Genomic DNA, 18934 nt, shown 5'->3' on the forward strand with positions numbered 1-18934 from the left:
CCCCAAGCCCCAAGCCCCAAGCAACCGACCCCGACCATCAAACACCGACAGCCGAACGGCCCTTCGACCGTCCTGCACGCGCCGCCCACCCCCGCTCAGTGCGCGCGCCCTTTCCATCTCCGCAGCAGCAGCGCATTGGTCACGACGCTGACGCTGGAAAACGCCATCGCCGCGCCCGCGATCACCGGGTTCAGCCAGCCGAGCGCCGCGAGCGGCACGCCGACCAGGTTGTAGACGAACGCCCAGAACAGGTTCTGCTGGATCTTCCGGTACGTGCGTCTGGAGATGTCGATCGCATCGGCGACGAGCGCCGGGTCGCCGCGCATCAGCGTGATGCCGGCCGTGTGCATCGCGACGTCGGTGCCGGTGGCCATCGCGATGCCGACGTCGGCCGCGGCAAGCGCGGGCGCATCGTTGATCCCGTCGCCGACCATCGCGACGATTCCGCCGTGCGTGCGCTTCAGCTCGGCGACGACGCGCGCCTTGTCGTCGGGCAGCACCTGCGCATGCACCTCGCCGATGCCGAGCGACGCCGCGACGGCCGCCGCGCTGCCACGGTTGTCGCCCGTCACGAGCACGCTCGCGACGCCGCGCGCCGACAGTGCCGCGATCGCGTCGCGGGCGCCCGGCTTCACGGTGTCGCCGAAAGCGATCAGCGCGAGCAACGCGCGCGGCGCATCGGCGCGCATCAGCCACGAGATCGTGTTGCCCGCGCGTTCGAGCTCCGCCGCGCGGGCGTCGAGCGCGGGCGGCACGGCGATGCCGAGCTCGTCGCGCCAGCGTGTGCTGCCCAGCGCGAGCAACTGCCCGCCGACGCGGGCTTCCACGCCGCGTCCCGCCACCGCGCGCGCATCGGCCGTGCTTGCCGGCGGCACCGCACTGCCGCGCGCGGCAACGTCGGCGTCGTGCGCGGCGACCACGGCGCGCGCGAGCGGATGGTCGCTCTGACGCTGCACCGCCGCCGCGAGCGCGAGCGCTTCGTCATGCGGCACGCCGACGGCTTCGAACGCCGTCACGGACGGCTTGCCTTCGGTCAGCGTGCCGGTCTTGTCGAACGCGATCACGGTGGTGCGCTGCGCGAGTTCGAGCGCCTGCGCATCCTTGATCAGCACGCCGCGCCGCGCCGCGACGCCTGTGCCGGCCATGATCGCGGCGGGCGTCGCGAGGCCGAGCGCGCACGGGCACGCGATGACGAGCACCGCGACCGCGTTGAGAATCGCGGTTTCGGTGCCGGCGCCGGCGATCAGCCAGCCGATCAGCGTCAGCACCGCGATGCCGAGGATGGCCGGCACGAACACCTCGCTCACGCGATCGACGAGCCGCTGGATCGGCGCTTTCTCGGCCTGCGCGGATTCGACGAGGCGGATGATGCGCGCGAGCGTCGTCTCCGCGCCGATCGCGGTGGTTTCGACGACGAGCGCGCCTTCGCCGTTGATCGAGCCGGCCGTGACGGGGTCGCCATCGTCCTTCGGCACCGGCAGGCTTTCGCCGGTGATCAGCGATTCGTCGATGTGCGAGCGGCCCGACACGATCCGGCCGTCGACGGGCACGCGCTCGCCGGGCCGGATGCTGACGCGGGTGCCGACACGCACCTGCGTCAGCGGCACGTCGTATTCGACACCGTGCTCGACGACGCGGGCCCGGTCGGGGCGCAACGCGTTCAGCGCGCGGATCGCGTCGGTGGTCTGGCGCTTCGCGCGCGATTCGAGCCATTTGCCGAAGCGCACCAGCGTGACGATGACGGCCGACGCCTCGAAATACAGATGGCCGGAATGGCCGGTGCCGCGCAGCAGCATCCACAGGCTCAGCCCGTACGCGGCCGACGTGCCGAGCGCGACGAGCAGGTCCATGTTGCCGGTGCGCGCCTTCACCGCGTGCCAGGCCGCGCGATAGAAGCGCGCGCCGAAGCCGAACTGGACGATCGAGGCGAGCACGAGCTGGACCCAGCCGTTCGGCATCAGGTGGATGCCGAACGGCGCGACGAGCATCGGCGCGATCAGGGGCGCGCTCAGCACCGCAGACCAGATCACGAGATCGCGTTCGCGGATCGCTTCGAGGCGCTTGCGTGTTTCGGGGTCCTGCGCGGCACCGGCCGGTTGCCCGTCGGCGCCGGCCGTGGCGCCGGCTGACGACGCGTCGGCGAGCGACGCGCGATAGCCGGCGGTGGTGACGGCCGCGATCAGCGTGGCGGCGTCGAGGGCGCCGGCGCCGTGCACCGATGCGCGCTCGGTCGCGAGGTTGACCGCAACGCGGGCGACGCCCGGCACGGCGGCCAGCGCCTTTTCGACGCGGCCGACGCAGGACGCGCAGGTCATGCCGTCGATGTCGAGTTCGAGGTCGGCGGGGGCGGTGGAAGCAGCCGGCGGGATGGCCGCGCCGGCAACCGGCGTCGCGCCGTATCCGGCTTGTTTGACGGCTTCGGCGAGCCGGGCGGCGGTAACGTCGGGCGTGACATCAACGGTCGCCCGTTCGGTCGCGAGGTTGACCGACGCGCGCGTGACGCCCGGCACCTTCGCCAGTGCTTTCTCGACGCGCGACACGCACGACGCGCAGGTCATGCCGTCGATGTCGAGTTCGATGCTGGCGGGCGCGGCAGGCGAGGAGGGGGCGAGCGCGGTAAAGCCTGCATCCGTTACGGTCGGTGTCGCGCCGTAGCCGGCCTGTTTCACGGTTTCCACCAGTTGTGCGGCGGAAACGTCGGCCGTGACATCGACGGTCGCCCGTTCGGTCGCGAGGTTGACCGACGCGCGCGTGACGCCAGGCACCTTCGCCAGCGCCTTCTCGACGCGCGACACGCAGGACGCGCAGGTCATGCCGTCGATATCGAGTTCGACGGTGCTGGTGGCCGGGAGCGGGCGGCCGGCAGTCGAAGCGGCTGCGGCCATCGGCGTGGGTGATGCTTCGACAGGATGCGCCTGCGTGGCGGCGGCGACTTCGAGCACTGGTGCGCGTACGGAGGCGCCGTAGCCGGCTGCGCCGACCGCCTCGATCAGTCGCGCGGCGTCGACGGTTTCCTGCGCAGTTACCGTCGCCGCGTGCGCGTCGAGGTCGACCGCCGCCTCGACGACGCCCGGCACCGCGGCCAGCGCCCGTTGCACGCGGCCCGTGCAGCCGCCGCAATGCATGCCGTCGACGCTCAGCTCGATCGTGTGCAGCGCTGTGGAGGCAAGTGATTCTGTCATGTCGGATTCCCTGAATGCACGGCTCGTGCCGCGAATGGAACCAGTATCAACATTCCCATGATGGTAAGGTCAAGCGGTGGCAGCGCATGCCGATGCACACAGGGTGTCACAACGCGGAAAAAGCAATCTCCCGGATTCCTGACCGACATCCGGGAGGGGCGGGCCTTTGCGCTCGACTGCGCGATCAGGCGCAGAGCTTGGCGCTCGCGAGACGATTCAGGCTGACGCCCTGCTCGGCGGCCTGGATCACCAGCGCGCGGTGTGCCTGCGGCGGGATGCGAACCTTGAATTCACCGCTGTAGGTGCGGTCGGCGATCGGCTCGGGCACCTTTTCTCCGTTTGCGGTCATGTCGCGAATGACCTCGGCGACCAGCCGGCGAATACCGGCCAGCGCACCTTCCGGCGTTGCGTCGAGCCACGAAAGAGACGGGAATTCCGCGCACAGGCCAACGTGCTCCCCGTCCTCCGGGGACCACGTTACGCGGTACGTAAAGTGGTCTTGAGTCATGATTTCTGTTCCTTCAGTCGATCGATCGCGTCGAGAACCTGTCGCACCTGATCGTTGAATCGCACGTTCGCGGGCTCGCGCCTCATGAGTTCGAGGATCTTCCATACGCTAGCCGCATCGAATGGTGTCATTAGTGACACCATTCGTCAATCGACCAACCGTCCCCTGCACTCGAGATTGTTTCGCCTTGAGTGTGTGTCGCTCCGATATCCCCTGTTTTGTTGCAAATCGCCAGAACTATTTCGCATCTGTCGACAATACGGCTAGCGTTCGGCCAGCTATTCGGCATATTAGGGGATGCCCGTAGGCGCTATGATACCGGCCTGACATCAGCGCCCACCGTTACGCAACGTCACGAAACGGTTATCCGGGCACGCTGGGGTGCCTTGCTTTCGCCATTCGCGCGTCGCACAAGGCGTTGACTGAAAAGAACGATATTCGGCCAGTACTCGATGATTGAAAACCAGCAGGAATCAGTTTCTCTGCGGCGCGTGTGCGCGTCGCTGGCCATGGCGGCGTTGCTTGCGGGGTGCGCGTCGCAACCGGATGCCATTCAGCGGAAAACCGGCTGGATGCGCGCGGAAGTCGCCGACTCCTATGTATACGCGTATCCGCTCGTGCTGATGGACGTCGCGAAGGAAGCGGCGACGGGCGGCGACGGCGCGCAGCCGGGGCAGGCGCCGCTCAACACGCTGCGCCACGCGCAGGCGCTGCCGCCCGTCGGCGCGGTCAATCCGCCGCTGCCGGGCGTCGACACGCTCGACTCGACCGGCTGGCTCGACGTCGCCGCCGAACCCGTGATCGTCACGTTGCCCGACACGCGCGGCCGCTACTGGGACGCGCGTGCGCTCGACATGTGGACGAACGTGCTGTGGTCGTCGTCGAGCGTGGCTGTACGCGGCACACGCGGCGGCGCGCGATCGCAAACGATTGCCTTCGCCGCGAAGGATTGGCAGGGCACGCTGCCGAAGGGGGCGGTCCGTATCGACGTCCCGTCGGCCAACGCGTGGCTCGAAGTCCGTCTGCAGACGAGCGGCGGGCGCGACCTGACGAACGTGAAGAAACTGCAGCGCGCGATCCGCGTGGTGCCGCTGTCGGTCTACACGGGCGCGGCGCGCGGCGCGTCGGTGGCGGTCCATGCGGGCAGCGCGCCGTCCGAGGCGGTGGGCGGCGGCACGCCGGCCGAGCAGGTGGCCGCGCTCGACCCGAAGGCGTTCTTCGCGCGCTTCGCGCAGGCGCTGCAGGACAACCCGGCGCCCGCCGACGACGCACACGCGCAGGCGTTGCTCGGCGACATCGGCGTGTCGGCCGGCTACCCGGTGCTGTGGACGGGCGACCGCCTCGCGGCCGCGACGGCCGGCGTCGCCGAGGCGCGCGCGCGGCTCGCGACCCCGCCGTCGAACCTGCTGAACGCGAACGGCTGGAGCTGGATCGGCGATACGGCCGGCAAGTACGGCCAGGACTACACGCTGCGCGCGTACGCGGCCTACACGCAGTTCGGCACCGCGACGCGCGACGACGAAACGCTCGCGGTCGTGCGTGTCGACAGCGACGGCCATCAGTTGAACGGAGCGAACCGCTACGTGCTGCATTTCGCGCCGGGCGCGCTGCCGCCGGTTCGCGCGTTCTGGACGCTCACGCCGTATGCGACGAACGGCGCGCTGCCCGACGTCGGGTCGGCGCGCCGCTCGCTCGGCGATCGCGACCGCCTGCGCCGCAATCACGACGGGTCGATCGACATCGTCGTGTCGGCGTCGCCGGGCGGCACGCATGCGGGCAACTGGCTGCCGGCGCCGCGCGCCGATTTCGCACTCGCGTTGCGCCTGTACGCACCGAAGCCGCAGGCGAGCGACGGGTCGTGGATGCCGCCCGTCGTCGTCCGGAAATGAACGGATGACCGGCGGCGTTGTCCGACCGGCGGGCGCGACGGCGCCCGAACCCCGTACCGTTACCTCCTGAGCCTATACTTTCGGGATAGCGTGCGCGGCCGACCGGTTCTCCGGTACGGCCGGCATCCCATCCCGAGGCATTCAAGCATGGCAAGCGCAGACAAAGAAACCGTATCCTCGACCCTCCATGCCCTCGGTGGCGTTGCACGCTCGCGCCGCACCCGGCGCATCGGCCTCGGCCTGCTGATCTTCCTCGTTTTATTCGGACTGCTCGGGTTCTTCGCGGCGCCGCCGCTGATCCGCCATATCGCCGAACAGCAACTGAGCCAGCAGCTCGACCGCCCCGCCACGATCCGGCGCATCGCGCTGAACCCGTACACGCTGAACCTCGAAGCCGACGGCATCCATCTCGGCGACAAGGGCGGGCAGGGCGACTTCATCGACATCGCGAAGCTCGTCGTGCGGCCGTCGTGGTCGTCGCTGTTCCGCGGTGCGCCGATCGTCAATGAAGTCCGCCTCGACTCGCCGCGCTTCCATATCGTCCGCTACGATGCGCAGCGCTTCAATTTCACCGACCTGATCGAGAAATTCTCGACGCCGTCGCCCAAACCGGAAAGCAAGCCGACGCAGTTCTCGGTGTCGAACATCCAGGTCAACAACGGCCGGATCGATTTCGACGACCGCCTGCTGAACGAAAAGCACGTCGTCGACAACTGGACGCTCGGCATTCCGTATATCGCGACGCTGGCATCGAAGACCGACATCTTCGTCGAGCCGAAGCTGCGCGCGCGCTTCGACGGCAGCCCGATTGCGATCGACGGCAAGACCAAGCCGTTCGCGCAGTCGCGCGAATCGGAGATCGCGCTGAAATTCGACGGCCTCGACGTGCCGAAGCTGATCTCGTACGTGCCCGCGAAGCTGCCGGTGGCCGTGACGAGCGGCCTGCTGAGCAGCGACCTCAAGGTCAATTTCGTGATGAGCGGCGAGACGCCCGCGCTGCGCGTATCGGGCACCGTCGACCTGAACGACGCGAAGGTGACGGACCGCGCGTCCGCGCCGCTGTTCGCCGCGCGCGGCGTGCATGTCGCGGCGGCCAGCCTCGAGCCGCTGCGCAACGCGTTGCACTTCGACGAGATCCGGATCGACCAGCCGGTGGTCGACCTGTCGCGCGACAAGCAGGGCGTGCTGAACGTCGAGAAGCTCGCCGCGCAGCCGGCAGCCGCATCGAGCGCCGCCGAGGGCAAGCCGGCGGCGCCGGGCGCCGCGGCCGCTTCCGCGGCTGCGGTAGCCGCCGCCAGCGGCGCAAAGGTCGAAGCCGCCGCGAAGGCGGCGCCGCCGCTCGACCTGACGATCCGCCATTTCGCGATCGACGGCGGCACCGTCAACGTCGACGACCGCGTGCCGGCAACGCCGACCGCGCTGTCGCTCACGAAGCTCGCCGCGACGCTCGACGGCTTCTCGATGCAGGGCAAGACCCCCGCGAAATACACGCTGTCGACGTCGCTGTCGCGCGGCGGCGACGTGACGGCCGAAGGCACGTTCAATCTCGCGGAGAAGCAGGCCGACAGCAAGCTGACGGTCGCCGCACTCGCGCTGCCGGCGCTGCAACCGTACCTCGGCGAGGCCACGCGTGCGCGCGTGCTCGACGGCACGCTCGGCGCCACCGTCAACGCGAAGGCCGACTGGGGCAAGACGCCGCTCGCCGCGCAGGTCGCCGACAGCACGGTCAGCCTGAAGTCGCTGAAGATCGCGACGCCCGACGCGAAGGCGCCCGCGATCGTGCTGCCCGACGCGAGCGCGAAGATCGCGAAGGTCGACGTTGCCGCGCGCACCGCGGAGATCGCGAGCGTCGACGCCAGCGGGCTCGCGCTCGACGTGCAGCGCCTGAAGGACGGCAGGATCGACCTCGCGGCACTGGCCGAACCCGCGCAGGCGTCGGTGCCGAAGCGCACGGTCGCGCGCAAGGCCGAGGCTGCCGCGCCGTCGTGGCATTACCGGATCGATGCGCTGAACGTGAAGGATTCGTCCGCGAACTTCACCGACCTGTCGACGCCGCGCCCGGTGAAGCTGGCGATCAAGCCGCTGGACCTGTCGGTGCAGAAGATCAGCGACGACATGAGCAAGCCGCTGCCCGTGCAGTTGAAGGCGACGCTGAACCGCAAGGGCTCGCTGAACGTGACGGGCGACGTGACCGCGCAGCCGCTGAAGCTCGGCCTGAAGATCAACGGCAACCGCCTCGATGCGGCCGCGTTCGAGCCGTACTTCGGCAGCGCGCTGAACGCGACGATCGCCAGCGCGCTGCTCAACGCGCAGGGCAACCTGACGTTCGCGCAGGTGAAGGACGCACCGCGCGCGACCTATCGCGGCGACGTCGCGCTCGTCGACGTGCGGATGCTCGACAAGGCGACCTCCGACCCGTTCGCGGGCTGGCGCTCGCTTGCGCTGACGAACCTGAAGGCGAACTACGACGAGAAAGGCACCGACGTCGACGCGGCGCGCGTGACGTTCTCGAACTTCTACGGCCGCGTGCTGCTCGATGCGCAGGGGCGGCTGAACCTGAAGGACGTGGTCGCGAAGGAGACGGGCCCGGCGCAGTCGCTCACGCGCGACGCGAGCAAGGGCGAACCGGTGCCGCTGTCGCCGGGCGTGACGCCGCCGGCCGCCGCCGCGCAGCAGGCGTCCGCGCCGGCCGCCGCGTCGGCGACGGTGGTCGTGAAGGCCGCGCAGCCGCCGCAGAACCCGGTGCGGATGCATTTCGGCGAGTTGCTGCTGCAGAACGGCCGCGTCACCTACACCGACAACTTCATCAAGCCTAACTACACGGCGAACCTGGTCGCGATCAAGGGCACGGTCGGCGCGTTCGGCACGGATTCGACGACCTCCGCGCCGGTCGACGTCGCCGCGAACCTCGCGGGCAACGGGCCGATCTCGATCAAGGGTTCGGTGAACCCGCTGATCGAGAAACCGGCGCTCGACCTCACCGCGACCGCGCACGACATCGAGCTGACCAACCTGACGCCGTATTCGGCGAAGTACGCGGGCTACCCGATCACGAAGGGCAAGCTCAACGTCGACCTGCATTACGAGCTCGCGAACGACCAGCTGAAGGCGAACAACCACATCTTCATCGACCAGCTCACGTTCGGCGACCATGTGGAGAACGACACGGCGACCAGGCTGCCGGTGAAGCTCGCGATTTCGCTGCTGAAGAACACGCGCGGCCAGATCGACGTGAACCTGCCGGTGTCGGGCTCGCTGTCGAACCCCGAGTTCAGTGTCGGCGGGCTGATCTGGCGCGCGGTGCTGAACCTGATCGCGAAGGCCGTCACGTCGCCGTTCTCGCTGCTCGCGCATGCGTTCGGCAGCGGCGGCGAGGATCTCGGCTACGTCGAATTCGCGCCGGGCTCGTACCAGCTCGACGACGCGCAGCAGAAGAAGCTCGATACCGTCGTGAAGATGCTGACCGAGAAGCCGTCGATCCGCCTCGACCTGATCGGCCGCGTCGACCCGGCAAAGGACACGTCGGGGCTCGGCGACGCGTACGTCGAGCGGCTGGTGCGCCAGCAGAAGCTGAAGGACGTGATCGGGCAGGGCGAGAGCATCGACCCGATGTCGGTGAAGGTCGAACCGGCCGAGTACAGCAAGTACCTGACGCGCGCGTACAAGGCCGCCGACTTCAAGAAGCCGCGCAACCTGATCGGCCTGCAGAAGACGCTGCCCGATGCCGACATGAAGAAGGCGCTCGCCGAACACGCGCCGGCCGACGACAACGCGCTGCGTGCGCTCGCGCAGCAGCGCGCGCAGGCCGTGCGCCAGTACCTCGAGGGGAAGATCGATTCGAGCCGGGTGTTCGTCGTCGCGCCGAAGCTCGATGCGAAGGGCATCGACGACAAGGGCGCGACCACCCGCGTCGATTTCGGCCTGCAGTAAGCAGGCCGTCCGCCGCCGCCGCGTCCGTTCCTCCGTTCGGGCGCGGCGGCGCGCTGCCTTCAGCGCGCGGCGATCGCCGGTTCCTCGCGCTTGCCCAATTCCTTCTTCGCGGCCAGCGGCAGACGCGCGTCGTCCCACTGCGCCAGCCATTCGACTTCCTTCGCGGTGAACACCTGTCCGTAGTTGCGCAACGCGTACTGCAACGCGTCGACGACGTGGTGGCGAATGATTTCGGGGGTGCGTGCATCGTCCAGCACGAACCGGAGGGCTTCCAGGGTCGACATACTCATGCTCCGGGTCAGGGAAAACCCTTTATCACACGCCAATAGTCGCGCGCCAAGCCGGAAAAAAAATCGTGCGGCGGGTGACGCCGCGGACGGTGGCCGATGCACCGGGGCGGTGCTTGCCGGTGAGCGCGCGAGTCCGCGACGTGCGCCCGGCCACGCTGGTTTGCGACCGCGTCGTGTCACTTGCGATTGGTTACGTTTGATAGAAAACAGAAAGCCCCGCTTCATGCGAGCGACCCACGGCGCAGCCATATTCTTGCGCGCCTGATGGCAAGTCACGCAGTTCAACGTCAATCGATGAGGTGGGGTGATCATGTCTTTCCTTGGGAAGCAGCGGAAGTGGGTGGGGATGGTGGCGGGCGCGCTGGCGCTCGCAGGCGCGGGCGCGCATGCGGCGCAGCAGGACGGCAACCGTCAGGGCGAGGACCGCGGCCACGCGAACCGCGTCGTGAAGCACGTGCTGCTGATCAGCGTCGACGGCCTGCACGAGCAGGATCTCGCGCGCTGCATCGGCGCGAACACGTGCCCGAATATCGCGGTGCTCGCGAAGAGCGGCGTGACCTACACGAATGCCTATACGCCCGGCCTGTCGGATTCGTTTCCGGGCCTCGCCGCGCTTGTGACCGGCGGCTCGCCGAAGACGGCCGGCCTGTTCTACGACGTGTCGTACGATCGCAACCTGTACGCGCCGGGCGACACGAGCTGCACGGGCAAGCAGGGCTGGAACGTCGTGTTCGACGAGACGACCGGCATCGACGCGGAGAACGGCGGCGCGCTGGTTCACCTGAACGGCGGCGGCGCATTCAATCCGCAGGCGATCCCGAACGCGAAGGTCGACGGCAAGTGCGTGCCGGTCTATCCGCACAACTACGTGAAGACCAACACGGTGTTCGAGGCCGTGAAGGCGGGCATCCCGAACGCGACCACCGCGTGGGCCGACAAGCACGCATGGGGCTACGACTGGCTGAACGGGCCGTCGGGCACCGGCGTCGACGATCTCGCGCGCACCGAGATCAACTCGATCGACCCGGCGACGCAGACGGACTACACGGACGTCTATTCGCATACCGCGCAATTCGACAACCTGCACGTGCAGGCGCTGATCAACCAGATCAACGGCCGCGACTCGACGGGCACGAAGCGCGCGCCGGTGCCGACGCTGTTCGGCGCCGATTTCCAGACGCTGAGCGTCGCGCAGAAGGCGGGGGTGACGAAGGGCGGCGGCTACCTGGATGCGAACTTCACGCCGAACGGGCAGGTCGCGAACGCGATCACGTACGTCGACAACGCGATCGGCCATGTCGTCGAGGCGCTGAAGCAGGCGAACCTGTATTCGTCGACGGCCGTGATCGTCACGTCGAAGCATGGCCAGTCGCCGACCGATCACACGAAGCTCGTGAAGAACGGCGACACGCTGACGAAGCTGCTCGAAGCGAACAACTATCTCGACCCGAACGGCAACTTCGGCCAGAACAACACGAAGACGGGCAACCTGAACGACGGTTCGGGCCTGGTCGGCACGGGCTTCGTGCAGACCGACGACGTCGGCCTGATCTGGCTGCGCGACCGCAACCAGCGCACGGCCGTGGTGCAGACGCTGAAGGCGAACCTGGGCTGCAATGCGCCGGGGATCTGCGCGGACGGCCCGCAGGCGTACATCCTGTACGGCGCGGCGCTCGCCGAGCGGTTCGGCGATCCGGCCAACGGCCGCACGCCGGACATCGTCGTCCAGCCGAATCCGGGCGTGATCTACACGTCGAGCACGAAGAAGGACGAGGAGCACGGCGGCAACGCGCCGGACGACAGCCACCTCGGCCTGCTCGTGTCGTATCCGGGCCTGCATCGCGCGCGCACGGTGACCGACACGGTCGGCACGAAGCAGGTCGCGCCGACGATCCTCGGGCTGCTCGGTGCCGACCCGCGCCTGCTGCATGCGGTGGTGGCCGAGAATACCGGCGTGCTGCCGGGGCTCGGTATCGGTCGCTGAGCGACGCGACGCCGCAGGACTGCCCGCCGCCGGCCGCGCGGCGGGCGGCCTGTGTGTCGCGTGAGATGCCGCGCGAGGTGCTGCCCGCGTCTACTTCGCGAACAGCACCGGCATCATCTGCAGCGCGCAATCGTGCATGCGCTTGCCGATCGCCTGTACGTCCGGCTCGTCCCGCGCCATGAGCGAATCGCCCGCGCGTTTCATCGCCGCATAACTGCCGTGCATCGCCGCATACAACGGAATCGGCGACGTGGCGCCGGGGCCGGGCCCTTCGAAATAGCCGGTTGCGGCGAGTTCGCCCAGATAGTAGGTGTACAGCGCACCGACGTGGTTCGCCTGCAGCCACCCCATCAGCTGGATACGGCGGTAGACCGACACGAGGTCGTCCTTCGGGCGCGAGCCGAGCGCGACGAAGATCTGCAGCCGCGCGAGCCAGTTGCCCTTGCGCGCGGCCTCGACGAGCGCCGTCCACTGCGCGGGCGTCGTCGAGCCCGGTTCGCGCAGGCTGCTCATGTAGTCGATCACGGCCTGCTGGTCCGGAGCCGGGCCGATCTGGTCGGGCGACCTGCACACGAAGCGGGACACGTCGATGTCGGCATCGCCGAGATTGTCGAGTTCGTGCTTGATCTTGCCGTACACGTCGTCGAGCTGTTTCTGGACGTCGTCCCTCGACCATTCGGCAGGCAGCGGGCCCAGCCACACGAGTTCGTCGTCGTTGGCCGCCGCGGCCGCGCGGTAACGGGCGAGCGCGGCATCGCGGCGCCGGGCGGCCGCGGCCTGCTCGTCGCGCGTGTCGTCGGCCATGCGCTGCGCGACCAGGTTGACGGCGTCGGTCAGTTTCGCGCAGCGGGCGAAGGCGGCGTCGCGGCGCGCCCAGCACGCGTTGTCGACCGTGTAGATCCAGCGGGTGTTGACGGTCTCCAGCACATAGTGCGTCTCGCCCGCCTGCCGTGCGACGGCGGCATGCCCCTTGTCATCGGTCACGCCTTGGGACAGCACCTTGCCGTCGTGCGTGGTCCAGCTGTAGGGCTCGCTGCTCAGCGGTATTTCGCTGCCGCTGTCGCCGGTCAGGTTGATCGCGTAGCGCGTCGTCGGCTTCGTTTCGGCGTGCGCGACGCCGACGGCGGTGAGCGCGGCGAGTGCGACGGCCGCGCAGCGGCGCCGGGCCTTCTTCGGGGGCGTGATGGCGGGCGGCTCGTGGCCGTGGTGTGACGACGGGGTGTTCATTGCCCTCTTTCTCCGTTGTTGTTCTCGTCGTGCTTCGTTCGACGACGCGCGAGTGTAGCAGGCGGGTATCGCGACGAACGGCTTGAATTCTGTCGCCCGTACCGGCATATTCGCCACGCATCACCCGTTCAACGACGCACCGAGAGGTTTGTTCATGCGCCTTCTGCTTGCCCTGCTGCTGCCGTGGTTCCAGTTCTTCACGATCGGCCGCCCGATCGCCGGGATCATCTGCCTGATCCTGCAAATCACGATCATCGGCTGGCTGCCGGCCGCGATCTGGTCGGTGTATGCGCTGAGCCAGTACAAGACCGATCGCAAGATCGAAGCGGCGCTGCGCGGGCAAAAGTAAGCGCCCGGGCGATTCCCCGTATACCGGGCTTCGTCGATCCGGCAGCGGAAGCGGCGAGTTCCGTGCGCGTCGCCGGCTATCCCGGCGGCGCCCCTTCCAGCGCCTCCGCCCGCGCGAACAGCCAGTCGACGAACGTGCGCAGCGACGCATCGCCGCCGTCGCGATACAGGCAGTGAAACGGCGGCCCTTCCAGGTGGACTTCCGGAAACAGTGCGACGAGCCGCCCATGCTCGAGATCGTCGCGCACGACCGCGCGCGGCGCGAGGCACACGCCGAGCCCGCTCGCGGCAGCCTTGGTCATCAGGAAGAACTCGCGATAGAACGGCCCGCGCAGCGTCTCGGTGACGACCGAGCCCGCCTGGTGGAACCAGTATTGCCATGCCTGCGGCAAGCCCGCGTAATGCAGCAGCGGCGCGTTGCGCAGGTCGGCCGGCGTGCGCGCGTCATCGAGCACCGGGTGGCCGGGCGCGCACACCGGCACCGCCACGGTCGCGAGCAGCGGCCGCGACACGAACCCCTTGCGGCGCAGCTCCGGCGTATAGCGGCGGATGACGATGTCGCAGGTTTCGTCGAACTGGTCGCGTTCGGTGTCGGGCGTCGTGACGAGTTGCACGTCGATATCCGGATGCCCGGCCTGGAATGCGGCCAGTTGCGTGAGCAACCATCCATGCGCGAACGACACCGACGTGTTGATCCGCACCGGATGGCCGCCGACCGGTTCGAGCATCTGGCCCGTGGCCTGCGCGAGCCGGCCGAGGCAGCTCGCGACGTCGACGAGGTAATGCCGCGCGCGCGGCGTGAGCCGCAACGAGCGCCCGTCGCGTTCGAACAGCTTCTGCCCGAAGAACGATTCGAGCACGCGGATCTGCTGCGCGACCGCGCTCTGGGTCACGTTCAGTTCGTCGGCGGCGAGGGTGAGGCTCTGCAGGCGGCCGGCAGCTTCGAAGCTGCGCAGCGCATTCAGGGGCGGCAATCGGCGCATCGTGAGATCGCGAAGAAAAGCTACACAGTGGGTCAAAAAATGTCGTTTGTGGCGGCCGGGGCGCCTCCCTATCATGGCGCCGACAGGAGAGAACGCCCCGATGACGATCATATCGCCACCCGACGCCCGGGCAACCGGATTTCGCCACCGTCTTCGCGTCCGGCGCGCGGCACGTCGTGCGACGAACCGCCCGGCCGCGGTGCCGCCCGTGCGCGGCCGCGGCGCGCTGGCGCTCGCCTGTGCCGGACTGTTCGCGGCGCTGACCGGATGCGCGACGAAAGCCGACAACGAGCGGCAGATCGGCAACGGCGGATCGCTGGTGCGCTACAGCTCGAGCCAGACCGAAGTCGACCTGACCGATGCCGAGCAGCAGACGCTGCGCATGCTCAGCGACCGCCGCTATGCGGACGCGACGCAGGCGCGCGCGCTCGACGCGGTGGCCGGCGCGCTGCGCGCACAGGGTTATGCGCCGGTGACGGTCGATCGCGATTCGGGGCTGGTGGAAGCGGGGCGCAGCGGCACGCTGATCCCGAAGTGGCGTCAGCTGCTGCGCGGCGCGCTGAAGGCGCGCATCGGGATGCTGCCGACGAAGCCCGATCATGAACGCGTGGCCGCGATCGTGACGGTTCGGGCGGGGCGGGACGCGCACGTCGCGATCGTGCGGGCGCGATTCGATCGTACGGTGTGGGACAGCGCCGGCGATTCGCGTACCAAGACCGTCATGGAGCCCGAGTACTACCAGGCGTTCTTCGCGGAGGTGGACAAGGCGATGTGCGCGACGAAGTGCGAGCGGTGAGCGGGGTGCGCGCCGGCGCGTGAAAGCGTGAATGCCGGGGAGGAGGATCGCCACGGCGGCGTGCCGGCGGCGACGGTGGCGCGCCGGAGGCGGATTGCGCGGAACGGGCCCGGCATGCGCCCCGGCGTGCAACGCGGAAGGAGCCTACTTCACCGCGAACAGCGTCAGGTTCATGAAGATCTTGAACGCGTAACCGAGCGTGACGGCGCCGATCACGCCGCCGGCCCACAGGACGACGAACCACATCCAGCCGCGCATCCGCGGCCGGGGGGCCGCCGCGGCGGAGTGTTCGGCGGAATCAGTGGTGGTAGTAATGCTGGTCTTCATGGCGCACCTTGCCTCGGAATACCCAGTAACCCATCGTCGTGTAGGCGATGATGATCGGGAGGATAACCGCTGCGCCGACCAGTGTGAAGGTCTGGCTGGAGCGCGGCGCCGCGGCTTCCCAGATCGTCATCGTCTGAGGAATCGCATACGGGAACAGCGTGACGAGCAGGCCGACGTAGCCGAGCAGCACGAGCGCCAGCGCGAGCACGAACGGCGTCATGTCATGCCGGTCGCGCACCGCGCGGCGCATCCATACCGCGCACGCCGCGACCAGGAACGGCACCGGCAGCAGGCGCCAGAACAGCCCCGAATCGAACCAGCGCTGCGCGATGGCCGGATCCTGCAGCGGCGTCCACAGGCTGACGACCGCGATGAAGCCGAGCAGCACGAGCGTCAGCGGCCACACGACGCGATGGAGGCGCCGCTGCAGGTCGCCTTCCGTCTTCGCGACGAGCCAGCAGCAGCCGAGCAGCGCGTAGGTCACGATCAGGCCGAGGCCGGTCAGCAGGCTGAACGGCGTGAGCCAGTCGAAGGCATCGCCCGCGAACACGCCGTCCTTCACGTTGATGCCCTGCAGGAACGCGCCGAGCGCGATCCCCTGGAACAGCGTCGCGCCGGCCGAGCCGCCGATGAACGCCAGATCCCACAGCTGCTTCGTGCGCCGCGCCTTCGCGCGGATCTCGAACGACACGCCGCGGAAGATCAGGCACACCAGCATGAAGATCAGCGGCAGGTACAGCGCCGACAGCACGGTCGAATAGACGACCGGGAACACCGCGAACAGCCCGGCACCGCCGAGCACGAGCCACGTCTCGTTGCCGTCCCACACGGGCGCGACCGTGTTCATCATCAGGTCGCGTTCCTTCTCGTCCGGAAAGAACGGGAAGACGATGCCGATGCCGAGGTCGAAGCCGTCGAGCACGACGTACATGAAGAGCCCCAATGCGATGATCGCGGCCCAGATTACGGTGACGTCCATAGGTTTTCTCGTGTGCGGAATGGGGTGGGCTCAGACGGTCTCGATCAGCTCGTCGACGGCCGACATCGGGCGGCGCGCGGTGTGATCGGGGCGCGTGTCGGGCATGTCGTGTTTCGGGTCGTGCTTCACGTCGGGCAGCGCGGGGCCGGCCTTCATCAGCTTCAGCATGTAGTACACGCCGGTGCCGAACACGAGGAAGTACACGATCACGAACGTCATCATCGACAGGCTGACCTGCTGCACCGACAGCGGCGACACCGCATGCGCGGTGCGCATCACGCCATACACGACCCACGGCTGGCGGCCCGCTTCGGTCGTGACCCAGCCCGCGAGCAGCGACACGAAGCCGGTCGGGCCCATCACGAGCGCGAAGCGCTGGAACCACTTCGATTCATACAGGCTGCCGCGGCGGCGCAGGAGCCACGCGAGCGCGGCGAGGCCGATCATCGCGATGCCGAGGCCGACCATGATCCGGAAGCTCCAGAACACGACCGTCGAGTTCGGGCGGTCTTCCGGCGGGAATTCCTTCAGCCCGCGGATCTCGCCGTCCCAGCTGTGCGTGAGGATCAGGCTGCCGAGGTGCGGCACCTTCACCGCGTAGCGGGTCGTTTCCGCCTTCATGTCCGGGATGCCGAACAGGTTGAGCGCGGTGCCGCCCTTCTCGGTTTCCCACAGCCCTTCGATCGCGGCGATCTTCGCGGGCTGGTGCTTCAGCGTGTTGATGCCGTGCTGGTCGCCGATCACGGCCTGCAGCGGCGCTAGCACGAGCAGCAGCCACAGCGCCATCGAGAACATCTTCTTCACGCCCTTGTCGCGGCGGCCCTTCAGCAGGTGCCATGCGCCCGTCGCGGCCACCACCAGCGCGGCGACGATGAACGCGGCGATCGCCATGTGGAACAGGCGGTACGGGAACGACGGGTTGAAGATGATCGCGAACCAGTCGGTCGGCACGACGCGGCCGTCGACGATCTCGAAGCCCTGCGGCGTCTGCATCCAGCTGTTCGACGCGAGAATCCAGAACGTCGAGATCAGCGTGCCGATCGCGACCATCAGCGTCGCGCCGAAGTGCGCGCGCGGGCTCACGCGGTTCCAGCCGAACAGCATGATGCCGAGGAAGCCGGCCTCGAGGAAGAACGCGGTCATGACCTCGTACATCAGCAGCGGCCCGGTGACGGCGCCGGCGAAGCTCGAGAAGCCCGACCAGTTCGTGCCGAACTGGTAGCTCATCACGACGCCGGAAACGACGCCCATCCCGAACGCGACCGCGAAGATCTTCGACCAGAACAGGCAGAGGGTTTTGTAGTACTGCTTGCCGGTTTTCAGCCAGCGATATTCGAGGACGGCGATGAAGCTGGCGAGGCCGATGCTCAGCGCCGGAAAGACGATGTGAAAGGAGACGGTGAACGCGAATTGCAGGCGGGCCAGATCGAGGGCCGAAAGAGCGGTGTCCATACCAGTTGACCGAGGCTGACGATACCCGCCGGCGGGTGCCGGCGGACCCCGGCGGACGGGCGTCGGGGTTGGCTGGAGTATGGGCCGCGATGTTGCACCGCGAAATGCGCCAACTCGTCGCAGATGTCCAGCCCGGCGCGCGCGATTCCGGGGTAAATCGTTGATTCGTATCAAGAAGGCTGCTTGCGGCGCGCGCGGCCGCGGCGTGGCGGTCTGACGCACGTGCGTCAATATGGCGCGTCGCGTCATCGGAACGGTTCGATCCGGGCGCGAACGCTGCGGGACACCGCACCCCTCGGCGCCCGCGCGCGGCCGAACCGTTGCGGTGCGTTATCGCGTAACGCACCCGCTCGTGCCGGCGGGCCGCGGGTGATGGGGTCTGTCACATCGGTAACGCCGCGCAACATTGGCGCGTGCGCCCGTAATGGATGACGGATCGCGCGCGGCGTAGCGTTCGGTATGTCGGGTTCGCATCGACGAACCGCCAGCCGGAGAACGTGACGTGAATGGATTGAAGCTCGCACTGGGCGCGGTGGCCGCAGTGGCGATCGCGACGGGCGGCGTGGCGCATGCCGCCCGGGTCGGGGTCTATGTCGGCCCCGGCTACCCGTATTACTACCCCGTCGTCCCTGCGCCTTATTACTACCCGCCGCCCGTCGTCGCGGTACCCGTCGACCCGGGGCCGCCGCCCGAGTACGTCGAGAAAGGTCAGCCGCAGGACGACGGCGACGCGAACGTCTGGTACTACTGCGACGCGTCGAAGCATTACTACCCGCATGTGAAGACCTGCAAGTCGGGCTGGCGATCGGTGCCGGCACGGCCTCAGTGACGGAGGCGCGACGATGAAATCCCTGTTTCGACCACTGCGCGTGCCGGCCGCGCTGGCGCTGGCCGGCCTGCTCGGCGCGTGCGCGTACATGCCGACCGGGCCGAGCGTGATGGCGCTGCCCGGCACCGGCAAGTCGTTCGACCAGTTCCGTGCCGACGATGCGAACTGCCGTCAATACGCGTTCGAGCAATCGGGCGGCGTGAGTGCCGG

14 protein-coding genes and 1 pseudogene are annotated in these 18934 nt (G+C 68.4%); 7 read left to right on the top strand and 8 right to left on the bottom strand.

Annotation, left to right across the window (positions count from 1 at the left end; all coding sequences use genetic code 11):
• Positions 1-95: 95 nt before the first annotated feature.
• Both ABY44_RS04120 and ABY44_RS04125 read right to left on the bottom strand, forming a co-directional pair.
• Positions 96-3182 carry a heavy metal translocating P-type ATPase gene (locus ABY44_RS04120; protein WP_081072783.1) on the bottom strand — a complete coding sequence of 1029 codons (3087 nt, stop codon included), beginning with the start codon at positions 3180-3182 and terminating at the stop codon, positions 96-98.
• A 184-nt stretch (positions 3183-3366) separates the two neighbouring features.
• The gene (locus tag ABY44_RS04125) at positions 3367-3690 is read right to left on the bottom strand and encodes a type II toxin-antitoxin system HicB family antitoxin (RefSeq protein WP_060060997.1); all 324 of its coding nucleotides are present in this window, start codon (positions 3688-3690) and stop codon (positions 3367-3369) included.
• A gap of 452 nt (positions 3691-4142) precedes the next feature.
• Here ABY44_RS04125 and ABY44_RS04130 point away from each other — a divergent pair, with 452 nt between their 5' ends.
• Both ABY44_RS04130 and ABY44_RS04135 read left to right on the top strand, forming a co-directional pair.
• Complete coding sequence (locus tag ABY44_RS04130; RefSeq protein ID WP_060174011.1) at positions 4143-5579, top strand: DUF1254 domain-containing protein; 1437 nt, start codon at positions 4143-4145, stop codon at positions 5577-5579.
• A gap of 147 nt (positions 5580-5726) precedes the next feature.
• Positions 5727-9509 carry a DUF748 domain-containing protein gene (locus ABY44_RS04135; RefSeq protein WP_060174010.1) on the top strand — a complete coding sequence of 1261 codons (3783 nt, stop codon included), beginning with the start codon at positions 5727-5729 and terminating at the stop codon, positions 9507-9509.
• Positions 9510-9568: 59 nt separating this feature from the next.
• Here ABY44_RS04135 and ABY44_RS04140 read toward each other — a convergent pair whose 3' ends face one another.
• Entirely contained in the window at positions 9569-9793 is a 225-nt protein-coding gene (locus ABY44_RS04140) for a hypothetical protein (RefSeq protein WP_027790361.1), read from the bottom strand.
• A 316-nt stretch (positions 9794-10109) separates the two neighbouring features.
• On the opposite strand from ABY44_RS04140, the gene ABY44_RS04145 reads away from it, so the two are divergent.
• Complete coding sequence (locus ABY44_RS04145; RefSeq protein WP_414143097.1) at positions 10110-11783, top strand: alkaline phosphatase family protein; 1674 nt, start codon at positions 10110-10112, stop codon at positions 11781-11783.
• A gap of 90 nt (positions 11784-11873) precedes the next feature.
• On the opposite strand, the gene ABY44_RS04150 is transcribed toward ABY44_RS04145, so the two are convergent.
• A complete protein-coding gene (locus tag ABY44_RS04150; protein ID WP_060174008.1) occupies positions 11874-13010 on the bottom strand; it encodes a hypothetical protein in 1137 nt (378 codons plus the stop codon).
• A gap of 154 nt (positions 13011-13164) precedes the next feature.
• On the opposite strand from ABY44_RS04150, the gene ABY44_RS04155 reads away from it, so the two are divergent.
• Positions 13165-13359, top strand: a complete 195-nt coding sequence (locus ABY44_RS04155; RefSeq protein WP_059684201.1) for a YqaE/Pmp3 family membrane protein — start codon at positions 13165-13167, stop codon at positions 13357-13359.
• A gap of 76 nt (positions 13360-13435) precedes the next feature.
• Here the strand turns inward: ABY44_RS04155 and ABY44_RS04160 are convergent, their stop codons facing one another.
• Positions 13436-14341 carry a LysR substrate-binding domain-containing protein gene (locus tag ABY44_RS04160; protein ID WP_060174007.1) on the bottom strand — a complete coding sequence of 302 codons (906 nt, stop codon included), beginning with the start codon at positions 14339-14341 and terminating at the stop codon, positions 13436-13438.
• Positions 14342-14441: 100 nt separating this feature from the next.
• Between ABY44_RS04160 and ABY44_RS04165 the strand changes: the two genes are divergently transcribed.
• Positions 14442-15137, top strand: a complete 696-nt coding sequence (locus ABY44_RS04165; RefSeq protein ID WP_060174006.1) for a hypothetical protein — start codon at positions 14442-14444, stop codon at positions 15135-15137.
• Positions 15138-15281: 144 nt separating this feature from the next.
• Here ABY44_RS04165 and ABY44_RS04170 read toward each other — a convergent pair whose 3' ends face one another.
• Genes ABY44_RS04170 through ABY44_RS04180 form a run of 3 tightly spaced genes read right to left on the bottom strand, consistent with a single transcriptional unit; the run spans position 15282 to position 17895 of the window.
• Positions 15282-15464, bottom strand: a complete 183-nt coding sequence (locus ABY44_RS04170) for a hypothetical protein (protein WP_027790366.1) — start codon at positions 15462-15464, stop codon at positions 15282-15284.
• Positions 15436-16443 carry a cytochrome d ubiquinol oxidase subunit II gene (gene cydB / locus ABY44_RS04175; RefSeq protein ID WP_027790367.1) on the bottom strand — a complete coding sequence of 336 codons (1008 nt, stop codon included), beginning with the start codon at positions 16441-16443 and terminating at the stop codon, positions 15436-15438. The genes ABY44_RS04170 and cydB overlap by 29 nt, the downstream gene beginning before the upstream one ends.
• A 30-nt stretch (positions 16444-16473) precedes the next feature.
• The gene (locus tag ABY44_RS04180; RefSeq protein WP_060174005.1) at positions 16474-17895 is read right to left on the bottom strand and encodes a cytochrome ubiquinol oxidase subunit I; all 1422 of its coding nucleotides are present in this window, start codon (positions 17893-17895) and stop codon (positions 16474-16476) included.
• 502 nt (positions 17896-18397) lie between these two features.
• Here ABY44_RS04180 and ABY44_RS04185 point away from each other — a divergent pair.
• Complete coding sequence (locus ABY44_RS04185) at positions 18398-18724, top strand: hypothetical protein (protein ID WP_027790369.1); 327 nt, start codon at positions 18398-18400, stop codon at positions 18722-18724.
• A gap of 13 nt (positions 18725-18737) precedes the next feature.
• Positions 18738-18934, top strand: a pseudogene (locus ABY44_RS04190) (hypothetical protein); the annotation flags it as partial.

The organism is Burkholderia sp. ZZQ-2 (assembly GCF_050768715.1).
GTDB classification, from domain to species: domain Bacteria; phylum Pseudomonadota; class Gammaproteobacteria; order Burkholderiales; family Burkholderiaceae; genus Burkholderia; species Burkholderia cepacia.

Coding starts and splice junctions, on each gene's coding strand:
- ABY44_RS04120 (WP_081072783.1), bottom strand. CDS start 3,182: ATGACAGAATCACTTGCCTCCACAGCGCTGCACACGATCGAGCTGAGC.
- ABY44_RS04125 (WP_060060997.1), bottom strand. CDS start 3,690: ATGACTCAAGACCACTTTACGTACCGCGTAACGTGGTCCCCGGAGGAC.
- ABY44_RS04130 (WP_060174011.1), top strand. CDS start 4,143: ATGATTGAAAACCAGCAGGAATCAGTTTCTCTGCGGCGCGTGTGCGCG.
- ABY44_RS04135 (WP_060174010.1), top strand. CDS start 5,727: ATGGCAAGCGCAGACAAAGAAACCGTATCCTCGACCCTCCATGCCCTC.
- ABY44_RS04140 (WP_027790361.1), bottom strand. CDS start 9,793: ATGTCGACCCTGGAAGCCCTCCGGTTCGTGCTGGACGATGCACGCACC.
- ABY44_RS04145 (WP_414143097.1), top strand. CDS start 10,110: ATGTCTTTCCTTGGGAAGCAGCGGAAGTGGGTGGGGATGGTGGCGGGC.
- ABY44_RS04150 (WP_060174008.1), bottom strand. CDS start 13,010: ATGAACACCCCGTCGTCACACCACGGCCACGAGCCGCCCGCCATCACG.
- ABY44_RS04155 (WP_059684201.1), top strand. CDS start 13,165: ATGCGCCTTCTGCTTGCCCTGCTGCTGCCGTGGTTCCAGTTCTTCACG.
- ABY44_RS04160 (WP_060174007.1), bottom strand. CDS start 14,341: ATGCGCCGATTGCCGCCCCTGAATGCGCTGCGCAGCTTCGAAGCTGCC.
- ABY44_RS04165 (WP_060174006.1), top strand. CDS start 14,442: ATGACGATCATATCGCCACCCGACGCCCGGGCAACCGGATTTCGCCAC.
- ABY44_RS04170 (WP_027790366.1), bottom strand. CDS start 15,464: ATGAAGACCAGCATTACTACCACCACTGATTCCGCCGAACACTCCGCC.
- cydB (WP_027790367.1), bottom strand. CDS start 16,443: ATGGACGTCACCGTAATCTGGGCCGCGATCATCGCATTGGGGCTCTTC.
- ABY44_RS04180 (WP_060174005.1), bottom strand. CDS start 17,895: ATGGACACCGCTCTTTCGGCCCTCGATCTGGCCCGCCTGCAATTCGCG.